Genomic DNA, 18,950 nt, shown 5'->3' with positions numbered 1-18,950 from the left:
CGCGCGATTGTGCCCTACTCGGCTGAGGACGAGTTAAGGACCGGCAAGATCTTGCGGGTCTCGGCCACCGCGCCGAGGTTCAGATCCGCCACGATGAGCTCGGGGTCCGGGCCGGCCTGGGCAATGAGTTCGCCCGTCGGCGAGGCCAGCAGGCTGCCGCCGATCCCCGTGGGTGAGCCGTGAGCGGGTGCTTCCAGTGCCGGTAAGGCCTGGTCGGCCGCTGCTACGAAGCATGTCGAGTCCGCGGCCCGGGCCCGTGCCAGCAGTGTCCACTGGTCCCACTTGCCGGTGCCGGCGGCCCAGGACGCACTGACCGTGATCACCTGGGCACCGCGGCGCGCCAGGTCGGTGTACAGCCCCGGGAAGCGGATGTCGTAGCACGTGGTCAGCCCGACGGCCACCCCGTCGACGGTGATGAGAACCGGCTCGTGCCCGGGCGCGACGGTGGCCGATTCGCGGAAGCCAAACGCGTCGTACAGGTGGATCTTGTTGTAGTGCGTGTCCACACCGGGACCGGTGGCCAGCAGGGTGTTGTGAACGCGGCCGTCGCCGGCGGGAGTGAACATCCCGACCACGACGGTCAGGCCCGCTTCGTCTGCGATGGCGCGGACGCCGTCGGCCCAGCGGCCGTTCACCGGTTGGGCGACCGGACCCAGCGGCACACCAAACCGGCACATGGTGGCCTCGGGGAAGACGATCAGGGTAGCGCCCTGCGCGGCGGCGTCGCGTACCGTGGCCGCCACCGTCGCCAGGTTCTCGGTGGGATCGGCACCGCTGGTGATCTGCGCCAACACAATCCGCATGGCCCCAGCCTAGCGCGATGGGCCTGTCACCGGCGCAACCGCTGACCACGGTGTGGTCAGGATGCAATCACGCACCTGGCGGCGCTGCTGCTCGACGGGAAAGCCGTTGTCGCGCAGAGCTTTCAACATCATGCGCCAGCGGACGCGAGGGCCGAAAACGCCATGTGGTGCGGCGGCTGCCCAGTATTTGTCGGCGGCGGCGAGTAGATCGTGGATGGGTTGGCTCGGAACATTGTGGTGGATAAGGGCTTTCGGTAGCCGCTCGGCCAGATCGGAGGGCTTGTCGATATCGAACGGGTCGCAGGCCAGGGTGAGTGTCAGTGGGCCGGAGGCGTCGAGGAGCAGCCACGCGCACCGGCGGCCGATTTCGTCGCAGGTGCCCTCGATGATGAGTCCACCGGGCGCCAGCCTGTCCGTCATGGTGGCCCAAGCCTGTGCCACTTCCGATTCCGGATACTGACGCAACACGTTGAACGCGCGCACCAGAACCGGCGTGAGTCCGGCCAACTCGAATCCCCCGAGACCGAAGTGGACCCCGTCTCGGGCAGGCACCACGCGCTGGGGGTCGATCTCCAGCCCGACCACCCGGATATCGGACCGGACTGTGCGCAGCCGAGCGGCCAGCTCCAGCGTGGTGTTGGGCATGGCGCCGTACCCGAGGTCGACCACCAGCGGATCAGCGGCGCTCGCGAGTGCCGCCTGTACGCCCGGGTGATGAACGAGCCAGCGGTCGCTGCGGCGCAGGCGATTGATACCGGTGGTGCCGCGGGTGATGGTGCCGCGCGGGCGGGCGGGGGGTGCCACGACGTCCATGGTGCCCGGAAGGGCGCTGCCTGCGGTAATCGGTATTTCTTGGGATCGGTAGCGCAATCGCCCGCCTTCACTTGAGCCATCACGGAGCCATCGGGGCGACGGACAACGAAGGGACGAATGATGAATCGAGTAATCGTGGGCGCCATGGGACTTCTTGCCGCCGGCGCGGTGGTGGTCGGCTGCTCGAACGATAAGCCGGCCGGCGCCGCACAGGTAAGTTCCGGCAGCAATGCCGAGGTGAAGGTGGACGGCAAGGATCTGGCGGGTCTGGACCTGAAGTCGGTGACCTGCGTCAAGCAGGGCGGCAACATCAATGTGGCCAGCGCCGCCATCAACGGTCAACAGGGCCTGGGCGTGGTCATGACCGATGAGGCAACCCCCAAGGTGACCTCGTTGGGATTGGTGTACGACGGCGCGGCGCTGGCAGTCAGCGAGGGTATGGGTGCGAAGGTCGGCTCCGCGGACGTCAAGGTCGACGGAAAGACCTACACCATCACCGGTGAGGCTTCGGGTGCCGACGTCAAGAACCCGATGGCCGGGATGATCACCAAACCGTTCACCATCAAGGTGAGCTGCGGCTGACATCTCGACGGCGGCGGGCGTGCGTATCGCGCCCGCCGCTTTTTACTATGCGGAGGTGACGATCATCGGCGATCTAGAGCGCGCCCGTCACTTGGCGTTGGCTGCCCAGGAGGAATCCGCCAAGGAAATCCTGCTCGCGCTGCTCGCACAGGTCGAGGAGGCCGACCGTGATGATCTGGCCTGTGAGGTGCTGGCTCAACTCGCCGAGATCTACCTGGTGCGCACCGCCTACGACGGTGTGGTGGAGGGGATCCGGCGCATCCGCGAGTGCCTGGACGCCTACACGGAAATCCGTGCCGGGCGCCGGCCAGACCTCGCCGGACGCGTCACCATGTCGGAGCGCGAAATCGACCACCTGGTATGCCGGTATACGCGGCGCACGGAATTCCTCGCCGCCGGCCTGGCCGCGGCCAATGGTGACCACACCGGTGCCGCGGCGCACCTGCGGACACTGATCGAGACCGCCGGAGACTTCGAGGATCTGGCCGGCGAGCATCGCGGCCTCATCTGTCACGCCAGGATCCTGATTGCCCGGGGCTTATGCGATGACGACATGTACGCGGACTCGGTTCCGGTGTGGACCGAGGTTCTCGGCCTGCTCGATGAGTATGCGCGCCGGGGCGATGTCGAATCCGACCATCTGTTTGTCCACGGTGCGCTGTCGTACGGCCGGTTCTGTGTCGAGACCGGCAGACTCGATGAGGCGCAGCCATGGCTGCGGCGGGCCGAGGCTCGTGCCGGGGCCAGAGGGTGGCGGCTGGCCGGTGCCCGAGCGCAGTTGGAACGCGCGGCAGCCCGGTGGGCCGATGGCGACATCGCCGAAACTCAGACGTTGGTCCATCAGGCATACCCGGCGATCGCCGAGCATGTCCGGGCCCATGATGTGTCGCGCAGCTGGTTGTACTTCGGGCTCATTCGGTTCCGGGTTGGCGCGCTGGACGAGGCCGACGAATGCTGGGGACACGCGGAACGCCACTGGCGGGAGATTGAAAAGCCTTTGCATATTCATCGAATTCTTCTGCAGCGCAGCTGGATCGCGATCATGCGTGGCGATTTCGCCGCAGCGGTCGAGAAGGTCGCGGAGGCCCGCGAGCTGTTGGACTCCTATCCGCGGCACAGTTGGCTGCAATACGCGCGCCTGGACGATCAACTGGGCAACATTTGGCGGGCCGATGCGCTGGCCGATTTGGGGCTGGATCCCAACACCGGCACGGTGTCAGCCGACCCCGACAGCCGGGAATACCGGAGCGCGATGGTCAAGCTCAAGCAGGCCGCGGATCTGAAGGTGCCGGCGGCATTGGCTGTCGACGCGGTGCGGTATTCGATCTCCGACGCGGGTGCGCGGATGCGCTGGGCCAGATGCGTTTCGGCGCCCCTGTTGGCGGGCGCCTTCGCCGTGGCGAAGGAATGGGAGAACGCGGCACTGGTCAGTGAATTGATCGAATATCACAGCGCACGAGGGGCATTCACCACAGAACTGGGGGACGATCGTCCCCGCCCGGTTGAGGGAGCATGGTCTTCGATCGCGACTGCGGCAGTGCCTGTCGAGGGGGAGCTGGCGCTCGTGGCCGCGGCACCACCGGTGCAGGCGGACGGCGGGCTCACCCGCCTGGGGCCGCTACCGCCGCTTCGGATGGACCCGGCCGGTGATCAGATCATGCGCGGTTATCGAGAGCTGGCCCGGCAGCGGTACGGCCGCGAGGTGACCGCCGTCGACGACGAATGGTCGACGTGGCCATGACGGATATCTTGGTGCTGCGGTTCGCCGATCTGGGCATCGCCACCTATGCCAGCCTGCGAGTGGTGGGAGAGCCCTCCCGCACGGTCACCTGGGTCGTCGATCAGCGGCCGTTGGAAACTGTCTGTACCGCACTCGATGCCGCACTGCCGGAGGCGACGGGGTCTGAAACCGCGCTGACCGCCATCGCGCGAGCCTTGACCGTGGGCGCACTCGCAAGCCCGGAGGCGGAATTACAGCTGGCGCGGGCCTTGGGCGCGGAGCTGGTGGCGCCCGAGGGCTGGAAGCTGTTGTCCGAGTGCGTGACTTCTCCGCGGGCCGTGCTTTTTGTGACTCCCAGCCCGAAATTGGCGCGGGTGCCGTGGGGACAGCTGGCTATGCCGGGGCCGGACGATTATCGGCTGATGGAGTTGGTCGATGTCCTGATGTCGGTGCCACCGAACATCGTTCATGCGCCACGTCATCCAGCGCGGTGGCGCGATCGTCAGCGCGGTCCCGTCGCGTTGCTGTTGGATCCGCGGATTCCGGGGCAACGGCCGGATTCCACATTGGGTTCGGTGTTGGGCCGCCCCGCGGCGGAGGGCGCCCTGACCCGCCATTTCGGCGAACTGATGGATAACCATCGGGTGCTGCCGGTAGCCGGTACGCCGCGAGAGCTGTTCCGCCGGAGCGATACAGACCGTGACTGGCTTGGCGGAGCATGCGCACAGAACCCGGCCCGGCTGCTCTACGTCGGGCATGCCAGTGCGGCGGAGGGGGCTGTTGGCCACGCCGCCCGGGCCGCCCTACATCTGGCCGAGGATCACCCGCTGACCGCGGCCGACCTGATGGCCGCGCAGTTTCCGATCCCGCCGCGAGTGGCGCTGTTGGCATGCTCATCGGGAGGTGACTATCGCTTCGACGAGGCGACGGGGCTTGCCGCGGCGATGATCCTGGGTGGTGCGGAGTTGGTGACCGCGACCCTGTGGTCACTGCCGACTACCGCTGCCTATAGCCAATTTGTTTCGTACACAGCAGATCCCATGACCGATACGGTCATAGGGGTGGACCACGCGCACCGCGACGAGGACGCCGGCCGCGCGGTGAACCGCTGGCAGCGGGCCCAGCTGCGGCGCTGGCGTGATGGCGACCGCGCGGCGAGCCCGCTGCACTGGGCGGCAGTGGTCAGCTTCGCCGTCGATGGCGCTCGCTGATCAGCCGGCGCGTACCCGAACCGCGATGATGCTGTGGTCCGCAGGCCGGTAGTACGCGTCGATTACGCTGCCCGGTGCCATCTTCGACAGCGCACAGGCGGAGATCATCGCGGTTTCCCGAGCGGGGAATTGACCGCCGTCGGGCCGGGTCACCATGAGATCCAGTTGCATCTCGCGGCCGGCCCCGGTGGCTTTGACTCCCGTGACGACTCCGTGTGAGCGGATACCACTGTCGATGACGGCCCGCTGTGCCCGGGTCAACAGCCGCTTGCGGATCAGCAGGTGATCGAATTCGGCGGCAAACTCCTCCACGGTGACGAGGCGCTCGTCGGCCTCGTCGTCCGGGTGTACCGCTGCGCTCCGGCGGCCGGAGAGCAGAGCGATACATCCACCGAAGGCTTTGACGATGGCGGGAAACAATCCTGTGGTCATGTCCATACCGTCGACCCGTCCGGCTGCTACCGAACCCAACTTTCCAGCTGACCGCGGCGATTATCCTTGTCACGGTGAGCATTGGGTCGGCACCTTCCGAGAGCACCCTCACGGTGCGATCGGCGCTGCCGCGCCGTGCCGTGATCGACCGGGCCTGGCGCGCGATCGGTGACGGTGTGGAGGTGCTCAGCGCCGACGACGGCGGCCCGCTGCGGCGGACCGTGAAACGGATTCTCGATCCGCTGGTCCTGCGACTGCGTAGCAATGCGTCATTCTCGGCTCCGGTATTGGCACCCGAGGTGGCTTCTGCCATGCACGCTCTCATCGTGGCGCATGGTCCGCAGCTGAGGGCGACGGCAGATTGGTTCGTGATGCTGAAGGCCGAGCGGCGCCGCCTGCGTATCACCACCGGTAACGCGCAGGAACTCTATTTCCCAGTGTGTTACGAATTGGCTGTTACCCAAGGAATACCGCGGGAAGCGGATCACCTGACCGCGGCGGAGGTGCTGCGCGGCCTGCACCGCGGCCGGGACCGTACGGCAATCGAGGTACTCAACCGCTACATCGAGAATTCGGATGTGGTTGCCCGGCTTGCCAAACTGCGGGATCGAAGCTGGCGCGATGTGCGGCCGGGCGGCGGCATCGCGGGCCCGTTCTTCACCGGTCTGGCCACCGTGCTCGGCGCCGCTGACAGCTACCGTGAAATTGCTGCGCGCCAGCGGGTCTGGACGGCATTGATCGGCGATGCCACGCCATACAACCTGGGTGCGAGTGTCCATGGCGATGTCACCGCGGTGCCGTGGTCGATTGTCGAGATCGGATTGAGTTCGGTTGCACCGCAGCGACCCCCAGCCATCGACGGAGATACCACAGGCGACCGTCCGATGGACCGCAGTGTCGTGGATCGGGTGCGGGCCACGTTGCGGCGGGCGCTGGACCGCGACGAGTTGCCCGACCTACCGCTGCTGTGCGCCGAAGAGGTCGATAGGGCTTGCGCGCCATGGGGTTTGATGGGCGAAGATAAGCAGGCCGCGCTGGTGGCCGGCATCGAGGTGGCGATGGACCTGCGGCCGTTGGATGATTCTGCGCCGACACGCTATGAGCTGTCCGGTCGCGTCCAGGCTCGACTGGTGAAAGAGGCCTACGTCATGCACGCGCGGCGTTATCTTGCGGCGGGGCAAGTCATTCATCCGCGACAGCGGCAGGTGGTCGATGATCTGGCGGCTTTCGCGCGGCCCTACCTCAGCCGGTTATGGGCCAGGTTGCACGGCCGCGATGTCTGGCAGGAACCATGCGGTGATGTCGACGACATGCGATCTCTCTTGGAGGGCGCAGCGCGCTCCGTGAGCCTGGATCACCGGCAGCGCATCAAGGTGATGCTGGAATTGCAGGTATCCGAATGAGACTCGTCAACGAAGCCGGTTTGTGGACAACGGGCCCCGCCCCGGCGCCGGTTCCTTTGGTGGCGGTGCTGGAAGTGAGCGGCGCGGTGTTGTCGTGGCCGGTCGACGACCCCTCGCAGCCCCCGGTTGTGAGTTTCACCGATGCGATGCGGGCGGACTGGATGTGGCGGGTCTTCGGCGAGGCCGGGCATGTCGCGGTCGTGGAGGCACTGCGGGATGCCGCCCCGGGGAAAGCCATCGAGCTGCCGTCGGTGTCGGTGCTGCCCCGGCCTGCGGATTCGCTGCGGCGGTTGGCATTGGGGCATTGGCTCAGGCGATGGTGGCCGGCCAGCCTCCGCGAGGGCGTCGGCCCATTGGATCGGGCAGTGCTGGATGCCGAGGTAGCGGTGCTGACCGCGACGGCCGAGGACTATTTCACCGACGACACCCTGGATGCCGATGTTGCCGGACTCCTGGCACCCCATGCGGCGGCGCTGGACTCTCATCGCGACCCGCGGGTAGGCCTGCTTGCGGCACGCTGTCGGGACTTGGCCGACGAGATGGGTCTTCAGTGGGATGTGCGGGACGCCGAGGTGGCACGGCGCGAGGACTATGCGTTGGCCGCAGGCGCCGGTGATGAGCGCGGAGCGCCAGGCACCATAGCGATGGGCACCGCGACCATCGCGTGGTCGGATGTGCCGCCGGGGATCTTCGATGCGGCCGAACACAATCTGGACTGGGCAGTCGTTTCCGACGGTGCCACCGTCACCATACGGTTACGGGCAGCGATATGCGGCCCGGGTTCGGCGCTCGACCTTCCAATCACGTTGCATTGCGGCGTTTTTCAGGCAATCGGTGTGCTGGATGCCGAGGGGGCCGCGACGCTGCCCGTTCTCGATACCAACGGGCAGCCCGCCGGCGAAATGCAGGCATGGAATGCCGACTGGTCGGTAGCGGAGGTCAGTGTGGGTGCCGGACGGGCCGCCGATTCGAGTGAATCGCGCGACCGGGTTCGGAGATTCGCGCGGGCCCGGCTGGCCGTGCCGCCCGCCGACGCGTTTCTCGCCGAGCTGTTGGCCGCCGAATCGGACTACTGATGGCTGCCCTCGACATGCTCACGCGGTGAGTGTGAAGGCTAGTGGTGCTTGGCGACCCAGTCGGCGATGAAGCCTTCCTCCACGCGGAAGAGGTCGTTGAGGTGGTACAGGATCAAGTCCTCAAGCTTGCCCCCGATGAAGGGGAGGTAGACCCTGCAAGTGCTGGAGAGCCTCAGCTGAGAACCCTCACCGGTATCGGCCAGCGCGCACACTCCGGTAAAAGAGCCCGGCCCGGCCACCACCGAGGCACTGTAGTTGCCTATCGCCGACGCCGTGCGCTGGTCGAAAGGGGCGAAATGCTGTACCCGGGTGATGATCAGGTCGGTGAGCATCACCTTCTGCGCGATCGGGGGCAGATAGATGCGGGGCAGATGCTGCTTGAGCACGACGTCGATACCGCCGTCGGTGACCGAGAAGGCCTGAATCTCGGAGACGGGGGTAAGCCAGCCATACGCCGACATCAGGGTTTCCCAGTAGTCCCGGCTCGCGAAGTCCTGGTAGATCTTCTCGGCCGGAGCCGGAAAACTCACCGTGAAGACGGAACGCCTGGACATCGGACCCAGGCTAGCCGTGGGTGGCGATCCATTCGGAGGTGAATCGCTGTTCGGCAGAGAGCAGGTCCATGAGCTTTCCGCCGACGAAGCCCTCGATTTTGCCGCCTACCAGGGGGATCTTGACTTCGACGCCGACCTTCAGATCAAGTCGTGAACCCTTGGCTCCCGGCTGTAACCGCGCGATGCCCGACAGGGTGACGGGTGCGCCCGGGATCGAGCCCACCACGGTGCCCTCGGATGTGCCGTCTGCGATGGCACCCCACTTCTCGGTGCGGACGATCTGCAGGTCACCTCGGTGAAACTGCGAGACGATGCCGGGCAGCCGGTCGCTGCGCAACACCTGTGTGGTGACGATCTCGAGGTCGCCGTCGTCGGATTTCAGGGAGTCCAGCGTCGCGGTATCGGCTCCGGAGCCCGCTAGACGTTCATGCCAGTAACTCTCGTCGGCGAAGGCCGCATGGACTTGCTCGACGGTAGCCGAATACTCCACTGACAGGTCGAATGAGCGCGCCATGGGTGGCAAGGCTACCGTTACCGCCCGTGGGCCTGGCACGAACAACGCGCGCGGAGATCGAGGACCTCGGCGCTGTGGTGACCGAGGGCGCTGCACTGGCTCCGCTGACGACACTGCGATTAGGGCCGGTGGCCGCCACGCTCATTCGGTGTGAGAGCACCCGGCAGGTGACCGGCACGCTGGCGGCATTGGACGGTCATCCGGCCCTGCTGCTCGCGGGTGGTTCCAATGTGGTGCTGGCCGATGACCTGGCGGACGTGACGGCGGTGCACATTGCCGCGGCGGGTGTCACGGTGGACGGGTCCTTGTTGCGGGCCGAGGCCGGCGCCAACTGGGACGAGGTGGTGGCGTTGTCGCTGCGGGCCGGTCTCGGTGGGCTGGAATGCCTGTCGGGAATCCCGGGTACCGCGGGCGCTACCCCTGTGCAGAACGTGGGTGCGTACGGAGTCGAGGTTTCTTCGTTACTGCGACGAGTCCGGGTATTGAACCGCGAGACCGGCCGGGTGCGTTGGTATGGGCCTGATGAGCTGAGGTTCGGTTACCGCACCAGCATTCTCAAGGGCACCAGTGCGCGTGTGGTGCTGGAGGTCGAGTTCGGTCTGTCCACGGATGGGCTGAGCGCGCCGATCCGATACCCGGAATTGGCCAAGGAGCTGGGCGTGGCACAAGGCGATCGCACCGATGCGTCGGCAGTGCGCGAGGCCGTGCTGGGACTACGACGGCGCAAGGGCATGGTGCTCGACGAGTCCGATCGTGACACGTGGAGCGTCGGCTCTTTCTTCACAAATCCTGTTGTCGCCGAAGGCGATGTGGATGGCGTTCGGGCTCGGGTGCATGAGCACCTGGGCCCCGGTGTCGTGATGCCGCTGTATTCGGCCCAGCATGGCGTGAAGTTGTCGGCGGGCTGGCTCGTGGAACGGGCCGGATTCGACAAGGGCTATCCGGGAGAGCGGTCGGCGGTGCGGGTGTCCACGAAACACGCTCTGGCATTGACGCATCGCGGCGGCGGCAGCACCGATGAGTTATTGACACTCGCCCGTACCGTGCGTGACGGGGTCTTGGAGACCTTCGGCGTGCGTCTGGTGCCGGAGCCGGTGCTGGTGGGCTGCTCGTTGTAGCGCAGCCCAGTAGGCAAGTGCGCCAAGACTGATGGCCGCACCGAGCAGGCATACCCCGCTCCATGCCCGGGCCGCGTAGACCCATGTTGACGCGATGGCGCCGATGGCACTGCCGATGGAATAGAAGGTCATATAGGCGGCGGTGACGCGACCGTGGAGCTCGGGATCCAGCCGGTAGATCAGGCTTTGGTTCGCCACATGCACCGACTGCAGGCCGAAGTCGATGATCACGACGGCGACGGCGAGCCCCAGCAGCGTCCAGTGCAGCGTCGCGGCCAGTGCCCATGCCGCCAGCATCAGCGAAAGGCCTGCGCCGGTGACCCGGTTGGCCCAGCCGCGATCGCACCACGTGCCGGCTTTGAAGGCGCCCACTGCTCCCGCCGCTCCGGCCAATCCGAACAGCCCGACCTGGGTATGCGACAAGTGGTATGGCGCGGAGGTGAGCGGCAGCACCATGGGGGTCAGTAAGACGGTGATGGCGGCGAAGACGAGCATGGCGATGATGGCCCGGGAGCGTAGGACGGACTCGTCGCGCAGGAGCCGCAGCGTGGAGAGCAGCAGGCGGCCATAGGGCGGTCCGTGGCGCGTGGGATCGGATCCCACCAGGGTGCGCGCCAGGATTGTGGCGATTGCCGCTACGGCGATTGCCGCCACCGCATAGACCGACCGCCAGCCCAGCAGATCAGATAGTGCTCCGGATACGGTGCGCGCCAGGAGTATTCCACTGATGATGCCGCCGGTGACGACCCCGACTGCCCACCCTTGTCGTTCCCGTGCGGCGTGGACCGCTGTGTAGGTGACCATCACCTGGGTCACCACAGCGAGTGCGCCCAGCGTGGTGATGCTCAGCAAGAACGTCCACGCGTTGGGTGATATCGCGGTGGCGAGTAGCGCCACCCCGAGCAGTACGGTCTGGCCGACGATGAGCCGACGTTGATCCACGATATCGCCGAGGGGCACGATCAGCAGCAGCCCGATCGCGTAGCCGATCTGGGTGAGTGTCAGCACGATTCCGACTTGCGCTGTGGGCATGGAGAATTGGGAGCCGATGGTGTCCAGGAGCGGTTGGGAGAAGTAGATCGTTGCCACCGCCAGCCCGCAGGAAAACGAGAACAACACGATGACGGGTCTGGTCAGCACGCGCACTCCTCGGTAGAGTTGGTTTCACTTCGCAACCGTTTGAGCATCGCACGATTCGGTTGCATATTGCAACCAAAGGAGACTGGCGATGGTGGGGCGAGCAAGTCATGCGGAATCCAGTTGCACCCTGGCCCGGCCGCTGGGAGAGATCGGCGACGGTTGGTCGCTGCTGATCGTTCGTGACGCGTTCGACGGACTACGCCGATTCGGGGAATTCCAGAAAAGTCTTGGGCTTGCCAAGAACATCCTGGCATCGCGTCTGTCGACCCTGGTGGAGAACGGCATCCTGGAGGTCGTTCCCGCGGGCGCGCGTCACGAGTATCAACTGACGGAAAAGGGACGTGGGCTGTTTCCCGTCCTGGTGGCGTTGCGGCAGTGGAGCGGCGAGTTTTGTTTCCGGCCAGGCGAACCCCGTGTTTCGCTGATAGACCGCAAGACATCGAGCCCGGTGCGGCGGTTCGAGTTGCGCGCCGCCGATGGCCGCCTGCTGGCGCCCGAAGACACGACGGTGGCTCAGACGGCGGGCTAGCGGATTGGTTGAGGTCGTGTTTGAGCTCGTCTGCCGCGGTCTGGACAACGAGTCGTCTACCGTTCGAGTGTCCCGGAATGAAGGAGTGCCCGTGCGGATCGCGATCGTGACACTTGTGATGTGGCTGGGACTGACGGCGGCGCCGCCGGCGACTGCCGACCCCGGGCCCACGCCGATGGACCCGTCCTCGGCAGAAGGTGCGGCCGTCCTGGCGCCCGCTGTCGCGGATGCGGCGGCCCAACTCGGTAAGCCCATTCGCTTGGATGTGCGCAGCCTCAAGGCTGCCGATGGCTGGGCGTTTCTCTGGTCCGCCATGCAGGAGCCCGACGGCAGCCCGGTCGACTACACCGGGACACCCTTTGCCGAGGCTGCCGCGAACGGTGTCTTGTCCAAGAAATACGTGGCCCTGCTGCATCAGGACGATCAGGGCTGGTCGCTCGTCGACAAGCGCGTGGGGCCGAGCGATATCGCCTGGGCGGGCTGGAGTGCCCATTATGGCGCACCTGCGGCGATCTTCGATATCCCGGTCTACTAGCCGATTCGTAGGACAAAACCGCACGTCCAGCGTGATCGTGGGTGTGATCCTGGCCGGGCTGGGCGAAGCTGTCCGCGACGGCCCGTATCGTGGGGTGTCGTGAAGTACCCCAGACCCCATCTCGGTGATGCGCTGACGCGGCGACGCGCGCTCACGATTTTGGGTCTGACGGTCCCCGCCGTTGCTGCGGCCTGCACGACAGTGGGGTCGAATCAGCCCGAGGAAGCGCCCTCGCCAGGGGCCTCGCTGACATTCCTGCCCGACGACAAGGCCAAGGACGTCAATCCGACCGCGCCGGTCAGTGTGACCGTGACCAATGGCTGGTTTCGGGATGTGAAGCTGGTCAACGCGGACGGCAAGGTGGTGGCCGGCGCACTCAGCCGCGATCAGACGAGATTCCACACCACCGAGCCGCTCGGGTTTGACGTGAAGTACACCTGGAAGGGTTCTGCGGTAGGCCTGGACGGCAAGGCCGTTCCGGTGTCCGGTGCGTTCACCACCCTGGTACCCACAGCGAAGGTCAACGGCCAGTTCCAGCTCGCGGACGGACAGACGGTCGGTATCGCGGCGCCCGTCATCATTCAGTTCGATGCGCACATCGCGGACAAGGCCGCGGTGGAGCGGTCGTTGAGCATCAGCTGCGATCCGCCCACCGAAGGTGGGTGGGCCTGGCTGCCCGACGAGGCGCAGGGCTCTCGGGTGCATTGGCGTTCACGCGAATACTTCAAGGCCGGCACCAAGGTCGAGGTGAAGGCCAACCTGTATGGAATTCCGTTCGGAGACGGTGCGTTCGGCAATGAGGACATGTCCCTGGACTTCAGTGTGGGGCGCCGTCAGGTTGTTTATGCCGACGCGCAGAGCCACCGGATCAGGGTGACCACCGACGAGGGCACCATCCTGGACCTGCCGTGCAGCTACGGCGAGGGAGACCTGCCCCGCAACGTCACTCGCAGCGGAATTCACGTTGTCACGGAGAAGTACGAGGACTTCTGGATGTCCAACCCGGCGGCCGGATACTCCAACGTCCACGAGCGCTTCGCGGTCCGGATTTCCAACAACGGCGAGTTTATTCACGCCAACCCTAATACCATTGGGCAGCAAGGGAATACCAATGTCACCAATGGGTGTATCAATCTCTCCCTGGGTGATGCGGAGTCCTATTTCCGCACCGCCATCTACGGCGATCCTGTCGAGGTGACGGGCACCTCGATCGAGCTGTCGTACGCCGACGGTGATCTGTGGGACTGGGTGGTGGACTGGCCGACCTGGCAGTCGATGTCCGCGCTTCCCCCGAACCCGAGGGAACGGACCGTCACATCCTCACCGGCGACATCGTCGATCCCGACGACGGTCCCGCTGACACCGTCGGGCGCTCCCACACTCTCGGGAACGCCGACGTCAACTCCATCGACCACCTCCGGCGCGCCTTCGCTGTCGGCTACCCCGACGACTACGCGGCGATAGCCCAGCACTCGGAGAACCATATCGTCCAGCCGATGATGGTTGGTACCGCCGCGACTTACCGCGCCGCAGACGGGCTGAGGAGCCAACGCCGGGCGAAAACATTTGAAACACAACGTATTAACCTGAATTGAGGGGTTTACACCGGCCGGAGGGCGATGCACCACTGTTGCGGAGCGGGCAGTGGATACTGTGTGCTGCCGGGTCCGTCGCCTTCCTCCGTGACGTGCCTCCGTCGGAAGGACCGGTGTAACACCACGCAATGAATGGTCGGGACGGCCCGGCTCTTACTGGCGCGTGGCCCTGCGGGTAGATGACGCCTGATCGCGCGGCTTGACGACGATCTGATCCAGGTTGACGTGTGGGGGCCGCGATGCCACGAAGGCGATGATCTCGGCGACGTCCTCGGCTACCAGAGGCGTGATGCCGCGGTACACCGCGTCGGCGCGGTCCTGGTCGCCGTCGAAGCGAACCACTGAGAACTCCGTCTCCACCGCGCCCGGTGCCACCTCGGTAAGTCGCACCGGTTTTCCGAGGAGTTCGCCACGCAGAGTGCGATGCAGCGCCGCCTGGGCGTGCTTGGCGGAGGTATATCCGCTGCCGCCGTCGTACACGTCGAGTGCGGCAATGGACGTGACGGTGACGATGAGCCCGTCGCCGGAGTCGATCAGCTTGGGCAGCAGGGCGCGGGTCACCTGCAGGGTTCCCACCACGTTGGTTTCCCACATCCAACGCCAGTGTTCAAGATCTGCCTCCAGCACCGGCTCCAGGCCCCATGCGCCGCCGGCGTTGTTGACCAGCACGTCGACCCGATCCAGGCTCTGTGTAAGGGCCGCAACCGAATCGGCGTCGGTGACATCGAGCACAAACGCAGTGCCCCCGATTTCTCCGGCCAGCGACTTGACGCGGTCTTCTCGGCGGGCTGCGACCACTACGTGGAATCCAAGAGCGGCAAGGGATTTAGCCGTAGCTGCGCCGATTCCGGAACTGGCGCCGGTGACAACCGCGACCCGGCCGTCGAACGTGGGATTGGTCATGGTCGCCACTGTAGTCAGGCAGCGGCATTGGGCCGCTGCTAGGACATTGCCTCGTAGGGATGCTAAATTTCGCCTGTGTCCAACATGCGTGCCGCCGAACCCCGGGTCACTTTCGTGATCGCGGGTATTGGTTCCCGGCTGCCGCTGGCTCGCGAGCTGTGTTGTCGCTGCGTCTGTCGCTGCGCCTAATTTCTGTACGTCTTCCTGACGTCTCGGGCGCGGTATCGCCCCAGTTCACAACACCAAAAGCCACCCTTAGCCCGCGCTTCAGCATTCGTCTGAACCCGGCCTTTTCGCCAAAGGACCCATCTCATGACCGCACCAGTTCGCCGACCCGTTTCCCGCCACCAGATCCACCCGCCCGCCCTCTACATCGGTGATAGCGCCGCCTCGTCCGTCTTCCGTGCCGCACGTGTGCGTGGACCTGTCGCCCGAGACGCGATCGCCCAGGTCACAGGCCTTTCCATTGCTACCGTCAACCGACAGGTGACGGCCTTGCTCGATGCCGGGCTGCTGCGCGAACGCGCCGATCTGGCGGTCTCGGGTGCCATCGGGCGTCCCCGGGTGCCCGTGGAGCTCAACCACGAGCCGTTCCTGACCCTGGGTATCCACATCGGAGCCCGTGCCACCAGCATCGTGGCAACCGATCTGTTCGGCCGGACCCTCGACGTGGTGGAAACTCCGACGCCAAACGGTCCGCAGGGCGCCGCGCTGGCTTCGCTGGCCGGGAGCGCACAGCGCTACCTGGCCCGTTGGCACCGTCGTCGGCCCCTGTGGGTGGGAGTTGCCACCGGTGGAGTGGTCGACGGACCGGCCGGGACTGTGGATCATCCTCGCCTGGGCTGGACCGAGGCACCTGTGGGCCGGGTGTTCGCCGATACGCTCGGTTTGCCGGTTTCGGTGGCCTCGCACGTGGACGCGATGGCCGGCGCCGAACTGCTGTTGGGGCTGCGTCGGTTCGCCGCCCGTTCTCTGACAAGCTTGTACGTATACGCCCGTGAGACAGTCGGTTTCGCGCTCGCTATCGATGGACGGGTGCACAGTCCGTCGAGTGGGCCGGGAACCATTGCGGCGCTGCCCGTCGATTCCGAATTGCTCGGCGGCAGCGGCAAGTTGGAGACCACGGTGAGCGACGAGGCGGTACTGGCCGCGGCGCGCAAGCTGCGTATCGTGCCCGCCGGTGATGGCGTCTCGGTGAGTGCGGTGTACAAGGCCGCCCGCGGCGGCAATGAGTCTGCGCGTGAACTGCTTTCCGAACGTGGGCGTGTGCTGGGTCAGTCGGTGGCGCTGCTGCGCGACATCCTCAACCCTGACGAAGTGATTGTCGGCGGGCAGGCCTTCACCGAGTACCCGGAAGTGATGAACGATGTCGAAACCGCCTTCTTGGACCGATCGACCTTGTCCAAGCGCGATATTCGCGTAACTGCCTTCGGTAACCGCGTGCAGGAGGCCGGCGCCGGCGTGGTGTCCCTGGGCGGCCTGTTCGCCGATCCGCTGGGGGCCATGCGACGGGCGTCCGCTCGTCGCGGCGAGGCCTCCGCGCTGGCTTAGCGCGGCGCGCGCCGAGTGTGACGCAGTTGGATTCCCGCGTTTTTCTCCATGGCGTCACACTCGGCGACCGCGAAAGTGATAGGGATGTGCACATGACGCATATCCACCACGTGTCCTCCGCGAAGGTGCCCATGGCATACGCCTTCGATTACGTCAGCGATGCGCACAATCTGACGGACTGGATGTTCGGGATCGAGCACGTCCGCTTTGTCAACGACGTGCCACGCGGGCTCGGCGCCAAGTACGACATCGCGATCAACCTCGGCGCGACCCTACGCTCGACAATCGAGGTGACCGGGTGGGACCCCGACACGCTGTTCAGCACCGAGTCGCGTTCGGGTATCGACAACCAGATCGAATGCCGGTTCCGGCCCCTCTCCGACGGCGAAACCGAGCTGGAGATCAACATTGACTACCGCCTGCCCGGTGGGCTTGCCGGGCGCGCGCTCGGCAAGGTCATCTCGCCTTTCATCTCGTTGGCCATCACGCATTCGGACGAGAAGCTGCGCAAGATCCTCGAGGAGGGGCACCGCCAGGAGATCGCGTCACGCTGAGGCCCAATGCGCTGGTAGCGGTGCTGCGCGTGGACAGCCTGTATGCAAGTGACAAGATGGCTGTGTGCTTAGTGGCGATGAGTTCGCGCGCCGGGCGGTTGCGGCACTGAAGCCGCGCCGCATCGCCGTCCTGTCCGTACACACCTCGCCACTGGCCCAGCCGGGCACCGGCGATGCCGGCGGGATGAACGTCTACGTGCTGCAAACGGCCCTTCAGCTGGCCCGTCGGGGTGTCGCCGTCGATATATTCACCCGTGCCACCTCGTCGTCCGACGAGCCCGTGGTCTCCGTCACCGACGGGGTGACGGTGCGCAATATCGTCGCGGGTCCCTTCGAGGGTCTGGACAAGTACGACCTGCCCACCCAGCTGTGCGCTTTTACCGCCGGGGTACTGCGGGCCGAAGCGGTCCACGAACCGGGCTACTACAACCTGGTTCACTCGCACTATTGGCTCTCGGGTCAAGCGGGCTGGCTCGCCCGCGACCGCTGGGGTGTCCCGCTGGTGCACACCGCGCACACACTCGCCGCGGTCAAGAACCAAACCCTCGCCGAGGGTGACCGCCCCGAGCCCGCGTTGCGGGGCGTGGGCGAGCAGCAGGTGGTCGACGAGGCCGACAGGCTCATCGTTAACACCAAAGATGAAGCCGACCAATTGGTTTCGATACACAACGCGGATCCGGCGCGCATCGACATCGTGCATCCCGGCGTGGACCTGGACGTTTTCACGCCGGGCGACAAGGCCGCTGCCCGTGCTGAATTCGGGCTACGGGCCGATGAGCAGGTGGTTGCCTTTGTCGGGCGGATCCAGCCCCTGAAGGCCCCGGATCTGTTGGTGCGAGCTGCCGAGCGCCTGCCGGGCGTTCGCGTCCTGATTGTCGGTGGACCGTCCGGCAGTGGTCTCGACGAGCCGACGGCGCTACAGGACCTTGCCGTGGACCTCGGGATCGCAGATCGGGTCACGTTCCTGCCGCCGCAGACGCGGGAACGGCTCGCGCAGGTCTATCGGGCCGCCGATATTGTTGCAGTGCCCAGCTATTCGGAGTCCTTTGGGCTGGTGGCCATTGAGGCGCAAGCCTGCGGCACCCCGGTGGTGGCTGCCGCGGTAGGCGGTCTTCCGGTCGCGGTCGCCGACCAGCGCACCGGTCTACTGGTTCCGACGCATCGCACCGAGGACTGGGCGGACGCCATCGGTGAGTTGTTGGTGCGCAAGGGGGCAGGGTTCAGTCGTGCCGCTGTTGAGCATGCCGCGGGCTTCTCATGGTCAAGCACTGCCGACTCATTATTGTCGAGCTACGGCCGTGCGATCGCCGATTACCGTGCACCACAAAGACCTTCGACGCAGTGGGCGTCTCGTGCGCGTTTCCGGCCACGCAGGCTGTCGGGTCTGCGGCGATGACCACCGCAGATCAGGCTTACGCCACCATCGTGCGGACGCTGGTGGACCGCGAGGTCACCTTCAGCGAGCACCACGGACCCGACGGCAAGCCGGCGCTCGTCGTGGAGCTGCCCGGTGAACGTAAACAGAGGATCACCGCGATGCTCAGCCCCGGCGAGCACGCCGTGCGCGTCGAGGTGTTTGTGTGCCGCCATCCCGACGAGAACACCGAAGGCGTGTACCGCTACCTGCTCAAGCGCAATCGACGGCTGTACGCCGTCGCGTACACGATCGACAACATGGGCGACATCTACCTGGTGGGTCGCCTGCCGCTGCCCGCGATCACCCCCGATGAGATCGACCGATTGCTCGGACAGGTACTGGAAGCGGTAGACGGCGACTTCAACGTCCTGCTGGAGTTGGGATTCAAGACATCAATCCAGAAGGAATGGGCCTGGCGAACCTCCCGGGGCGAGTCGCTGAAGAATCTTGAGGCATTCGAGCACCTCATCGACGACTGACCGTCGTCCAGGGTGGGAGGC

Annotated in this window: 20 protein-coding genes; 13 read left to right on the top strand and 7 right to left on the bottom strand. The window is 65.9% G+C overall.

Annotated elements, in window-relative coordinates; translation table 11 throughout:
- Nucleotides 1–14: 14 nt before the first annotated feature.
- Nucleotides 15–803 carry a carbon-nitrogen hydrolase family protein gene (locus MAB_RS20665; protein WP_005071217.1) on the bottom strand — a complete coding sequence of 263 codons (789 nt, stop codon included), beginning with the start codon at nucleotides 801–803 and terminating at the stop codon, nucleotides 15–17.
- 9 nt (nucleotides 804–812) lie between these two features.
- The gene (locus MAB_RS20660) at nucleotides 813–1,616 is read right to left on the bottom strand and encodes a hypothetical protein (protein ID WP_005085951.1); all 804 of its coding nucleotides are present in this window, start codon (nucleotides 1,614–1,616) and stop codon (nucleotides 813–815) included.
- Nucleotides 1,617–1,736: 120 nt separating this feature from the next.
- Here MAB_RS20660 and MAB_RS20655 point away from each other — a divergent pair, with 120 nt between their 5' ends.
- From MAB_RS20655 to MAB_RS20645, 3 genes are read left to right on the top strand one after another with little or no spacing between them, the layout of a single operon-like run.
- Complete coding sequence (locus MAB_RS20655; protein ID WP_005094816.1) at nucleotides 1,737–2,198, top strand: lipoprotein LpqH; 462 nt, start codon at nucleotides 1,737–1,739, stop codon at nucleotides 2,196–2,198.
- 55 nt (nucleotides 2,199–2,253) lie between these two features.
- Nucleotides 2,254–3,939: a hypothetical protein gene (locus tag MAB_RS20650; protein ID WP_005112187.1), complete on the top strand. Its 1,686-nt coding sequence runs from the start codon at nucleotides 2,254–2,256 to the stop codon at nucleotides 3,937–3,939.
- Complete coding sequence (locus MAB_RS20645; RefSeq protein ID WP_012296723.1) at nucleotides 3,936–5,129, top strand: CHAT domain-containing protein; 1,194 nt, start codon at nucleotides 3,936–3,938, stop codon at nucleotides 5,127–5,129. Before MAB_RS20650 ends, MAB_RS20645 begins: the two co-directional genes overlap by 4 nt.
- On the opposite strand, the gene MAB_RS20640 is transcribed toward MAB_RS20645, so the two are convergent.
- Nucleotides 5,130–5,567 carry a hypothetical protein gene (locus MAB_RS20640; protein WP_005062073.1) on the bottom strand — a complete coding sequence of 146 codons (438 nt, stop codon included), beginning with the start codon at nucleotides 5,565–5,567 and terminating at the stop codon, nucleotides 5,130–5,132.
- 68 nt (nucleotides 5,568–5,635) lie between these two features.
- Between MAB_RS20640 and MAB_RS20635 the strand changes: the two genes are divergently transcribed.
- Both MAB_RS20635 and MAB_RS20630 read left to right on the top strand, forming a co-directional pair.
- Nucleotides 5,636–6,964 carry a hypothetical protein gene (locus tag MAB_RS20635; protein ID WP_005086251.1) on the top strand — a complete coding sequence of 443 codons (1,329 nt, stop codon included), beginning with the start codon at nucleotides 5,636–5,638 and terminating at the stop codon, nucleotides 6,962–6,964.
- Nucleotides 6,961–8,040 (top strand): hypothetical protein, encoded by a 1,080-nt coding sequence (locus MAB_RS20630; RefSeq protein ID WP_005112183.1) that lies wholly within the window; start codon nucleotides 6,961–6,963, stop codon nucleotides 8,038–8,040. Before MAB_RS20635 ends, MAB_RS20630 begins: the two co-directional genes overlap by 4 nt.
- Nucleotides 8,041–8,078: 38 nt before the next feature.
- Here the strand turns inward: MAB_RS20630 and MAB_RS20625 are convergent, their stop codons facing one another.
- The gene (locus tag MAB_RS20625; protein WP_005112181.1) at nucleotides 8,079–8,594 is read right to left on the bottom strand and encodes a DUF2505 domain-containing protein; all 516 of its coding nucleotides are present in this window, start codon (nucleotides 8,592–8,594) and stop codon (nucleotides 8,079–8,081) included.
- A gap of 10 nt (nucleotides 8,595–8,604) precedes the next feature.
- Nucleotides 8,605–9,108 carry a DUF2505 domain-containing protein gene (locus tag MAB_RS20620; RefSeq protein ID WP_005112179.1) on the bottom strand — a complete coding sequence of 168 codons (504 nt, stop codon included), beginning with the start codon at nucleotides 9,106–9,108 and terminating at the stop codon, nucleotides 8,605–8,607.
- A 26-nt stretch (nucleotides 9,109–9,134) separates the two neighbouring features.
- Between MAB_RS20620 and MAB_RS20615 the strand changes: the two genes are divergently transcribed.
- Nucleotides 9,135–10,226 (top strand): UDP-N-acetylmuramate dehydrogenase, encoded by a 1,092-nt coding sequence (locus MAB_RS20615; RefSeq protein WP_005114672.1) that lies wholly within the window; start codon nucleotides 9,135–9,137, stop codon nucleotides 10,224–10,226.
- Here MAB_RS20615 and MAB_RS20610 read toward each other — a convergent pair.
- Nucleotides 10,131–11,366, bottom strand: a complete 1,236-nt coding sequence (locus MAB_RS20610) for an MFS transporter (protein ID WP_005112177.1) — start codon at nucleotides 11,364–11,366, stop codon at nucleotides 10,131–10,133. The genes MAB_RS20615 and MAB_RS20610 overlap by 96 nt on opposite strands.
- An 88-nt stretch (nucleotides 11,367–11,454) precedes the next feature.
- Here MAB_RS20610 and MAB_RS20605 point away from each other — a divergent pair, with 88 nt between their 5' ends.
- The 3 genes from MAB_RS20605 to MAB_RS20595 all read left to right on the top strand — a co-directional run bounded on the left by MAB_RS20605 (nucleotide 11,455) and on the right by MAB_RS20595 (nucleotide 13,894).
- Nucleotides 11,455–11,895, top strand: coding sequence for a winged helix-turn-helix transcriptional regulator (locus tag MAB_RS20605; RefSeq protein ID WP_005085961.1), 441 nt, complete (start codon nucleotides 11,455–11,457; stop codon nucleotides 11,893–11,895).
- A gap of 91 nt (nucleotides 11,896–11,986) precedes the next feature.
- Nucleotides 11,987–12,430 carry a hypothetical protein gene (locus MAB_RS20600; RefSeq protein ID WP_005094795.1) on the top strand — a complete coding sequence of 148 codons (444 nt, stop codon included), beginning with the start codon at nucleotides 11,987–11,989 and terminating at the stop codon, nucleotides 12,428–12,430.
- Between the two features lie 99 nt (nucleotides 12,431–12,529).
- The gene (locus tag MAB_RS20595) at nucleotides 12,530–13,894 is read left to right on the top strand and encodes a L,D-transpeptidase (RefSeq protein ID WP_005112175.1); all 1,365 of its coding nucleotides are present in this window, start codon (nucleotides 12,530–12,532) and stop codon (nucleotides 13,892–13,894) included.
- Nucleotides 13,895–14,178: 284 nt separating this feature from the next.
- On the opposite strand, the gene MAB_RS20590 is transcribed toward MAB_RS20595, so the two are convergent.
- Complete coding sequence (locus MAB_RS20590) at nucleotides 14,179–14,928, bottom strand: SDR family oxidoreductase (RefSeq protein ID WP_005062048.1); 750 nt, start codon at nucleotides 14,926–14,928, stop codon at nucleotides 14,179–14,181.
- A gap of 312 nt (nucleotides 14,929–15,240) precedes the next feature.
- On the opposite strand from MAB_RS20590, the gene MAB_RS20585 reads away from it, so the two are divergent.
- The 4 genes from MAB_RS20585 (at nucleotide 15,241) to MAB_RS20570 (ending at nucleotide 18,929) form a co-directional block, all read left to right on the top strand.
- A complete protein-coding gene (locus MAB_RS20585; RefSeq protein WP_005062045.1) occupies nucleotides 15,241–16,479 on the top strand; it encodes an ROK family transcriptional regulator in 1,239 nt (412 codons plus the stop codon).
- 92 nt (nucleotides 16,480–16,571) lie between these two features.
- The gene (locus MAB_RS20580; RefSeq protein ID WP_005112171.1) at nucleotides 16,572–17,033 is read left to right on the top strand and encodes an SRPBCC family protein; all 462 of its coding nucleotides are present in this window, start codon (nucleotides 16,572–16,574) and stop codon (nucleotides 17,031–17,033) included.
- A 64-nt stretch (nucleotides 17,034–17,097) separates the two neighbouring features.
- A complete protein-coding gene (gene mshA, locus MAB_RS20575) occupies nucleotides 17,098–18,429 on the top strand; it encodes a D-inositol-3-phosphate glycosyltransferase (protein ID WP_005112169.1) in 1,332 nt (443 codons plus the stop codon).
- Nucleotides 18,426–18,929, top strand: coding sequence for a type III secretion system chaperone family protein (locus MAB_RS20570; RefSeq protein ID WP_005086244.1), 504 nt, complete (start codon nucleotides 18,426–18,428; stop codon nucleotides 18,927–18,929). Before mshA ends, MAB_RS20570 begins: the two co-directional genes overlap by 4 nt.
- Nucleotides 18,930–18,950: the final 21 nt, after the last annotated feature.

The organism is Mycobacteroides abscessus ATCC 19977, assembly GCF_000069185.1.
GTDB classification, from domain to species: domain Bacteria; phylum Actinomycetota; class Actinomycetes; order Mycobacteriales; family Mycobacteriaceae; genus Mycobacterium; species Mycobacterium abscessus.
This window is presented reverse-complemented; position numbering and strand designations above follow the sequence as displayed.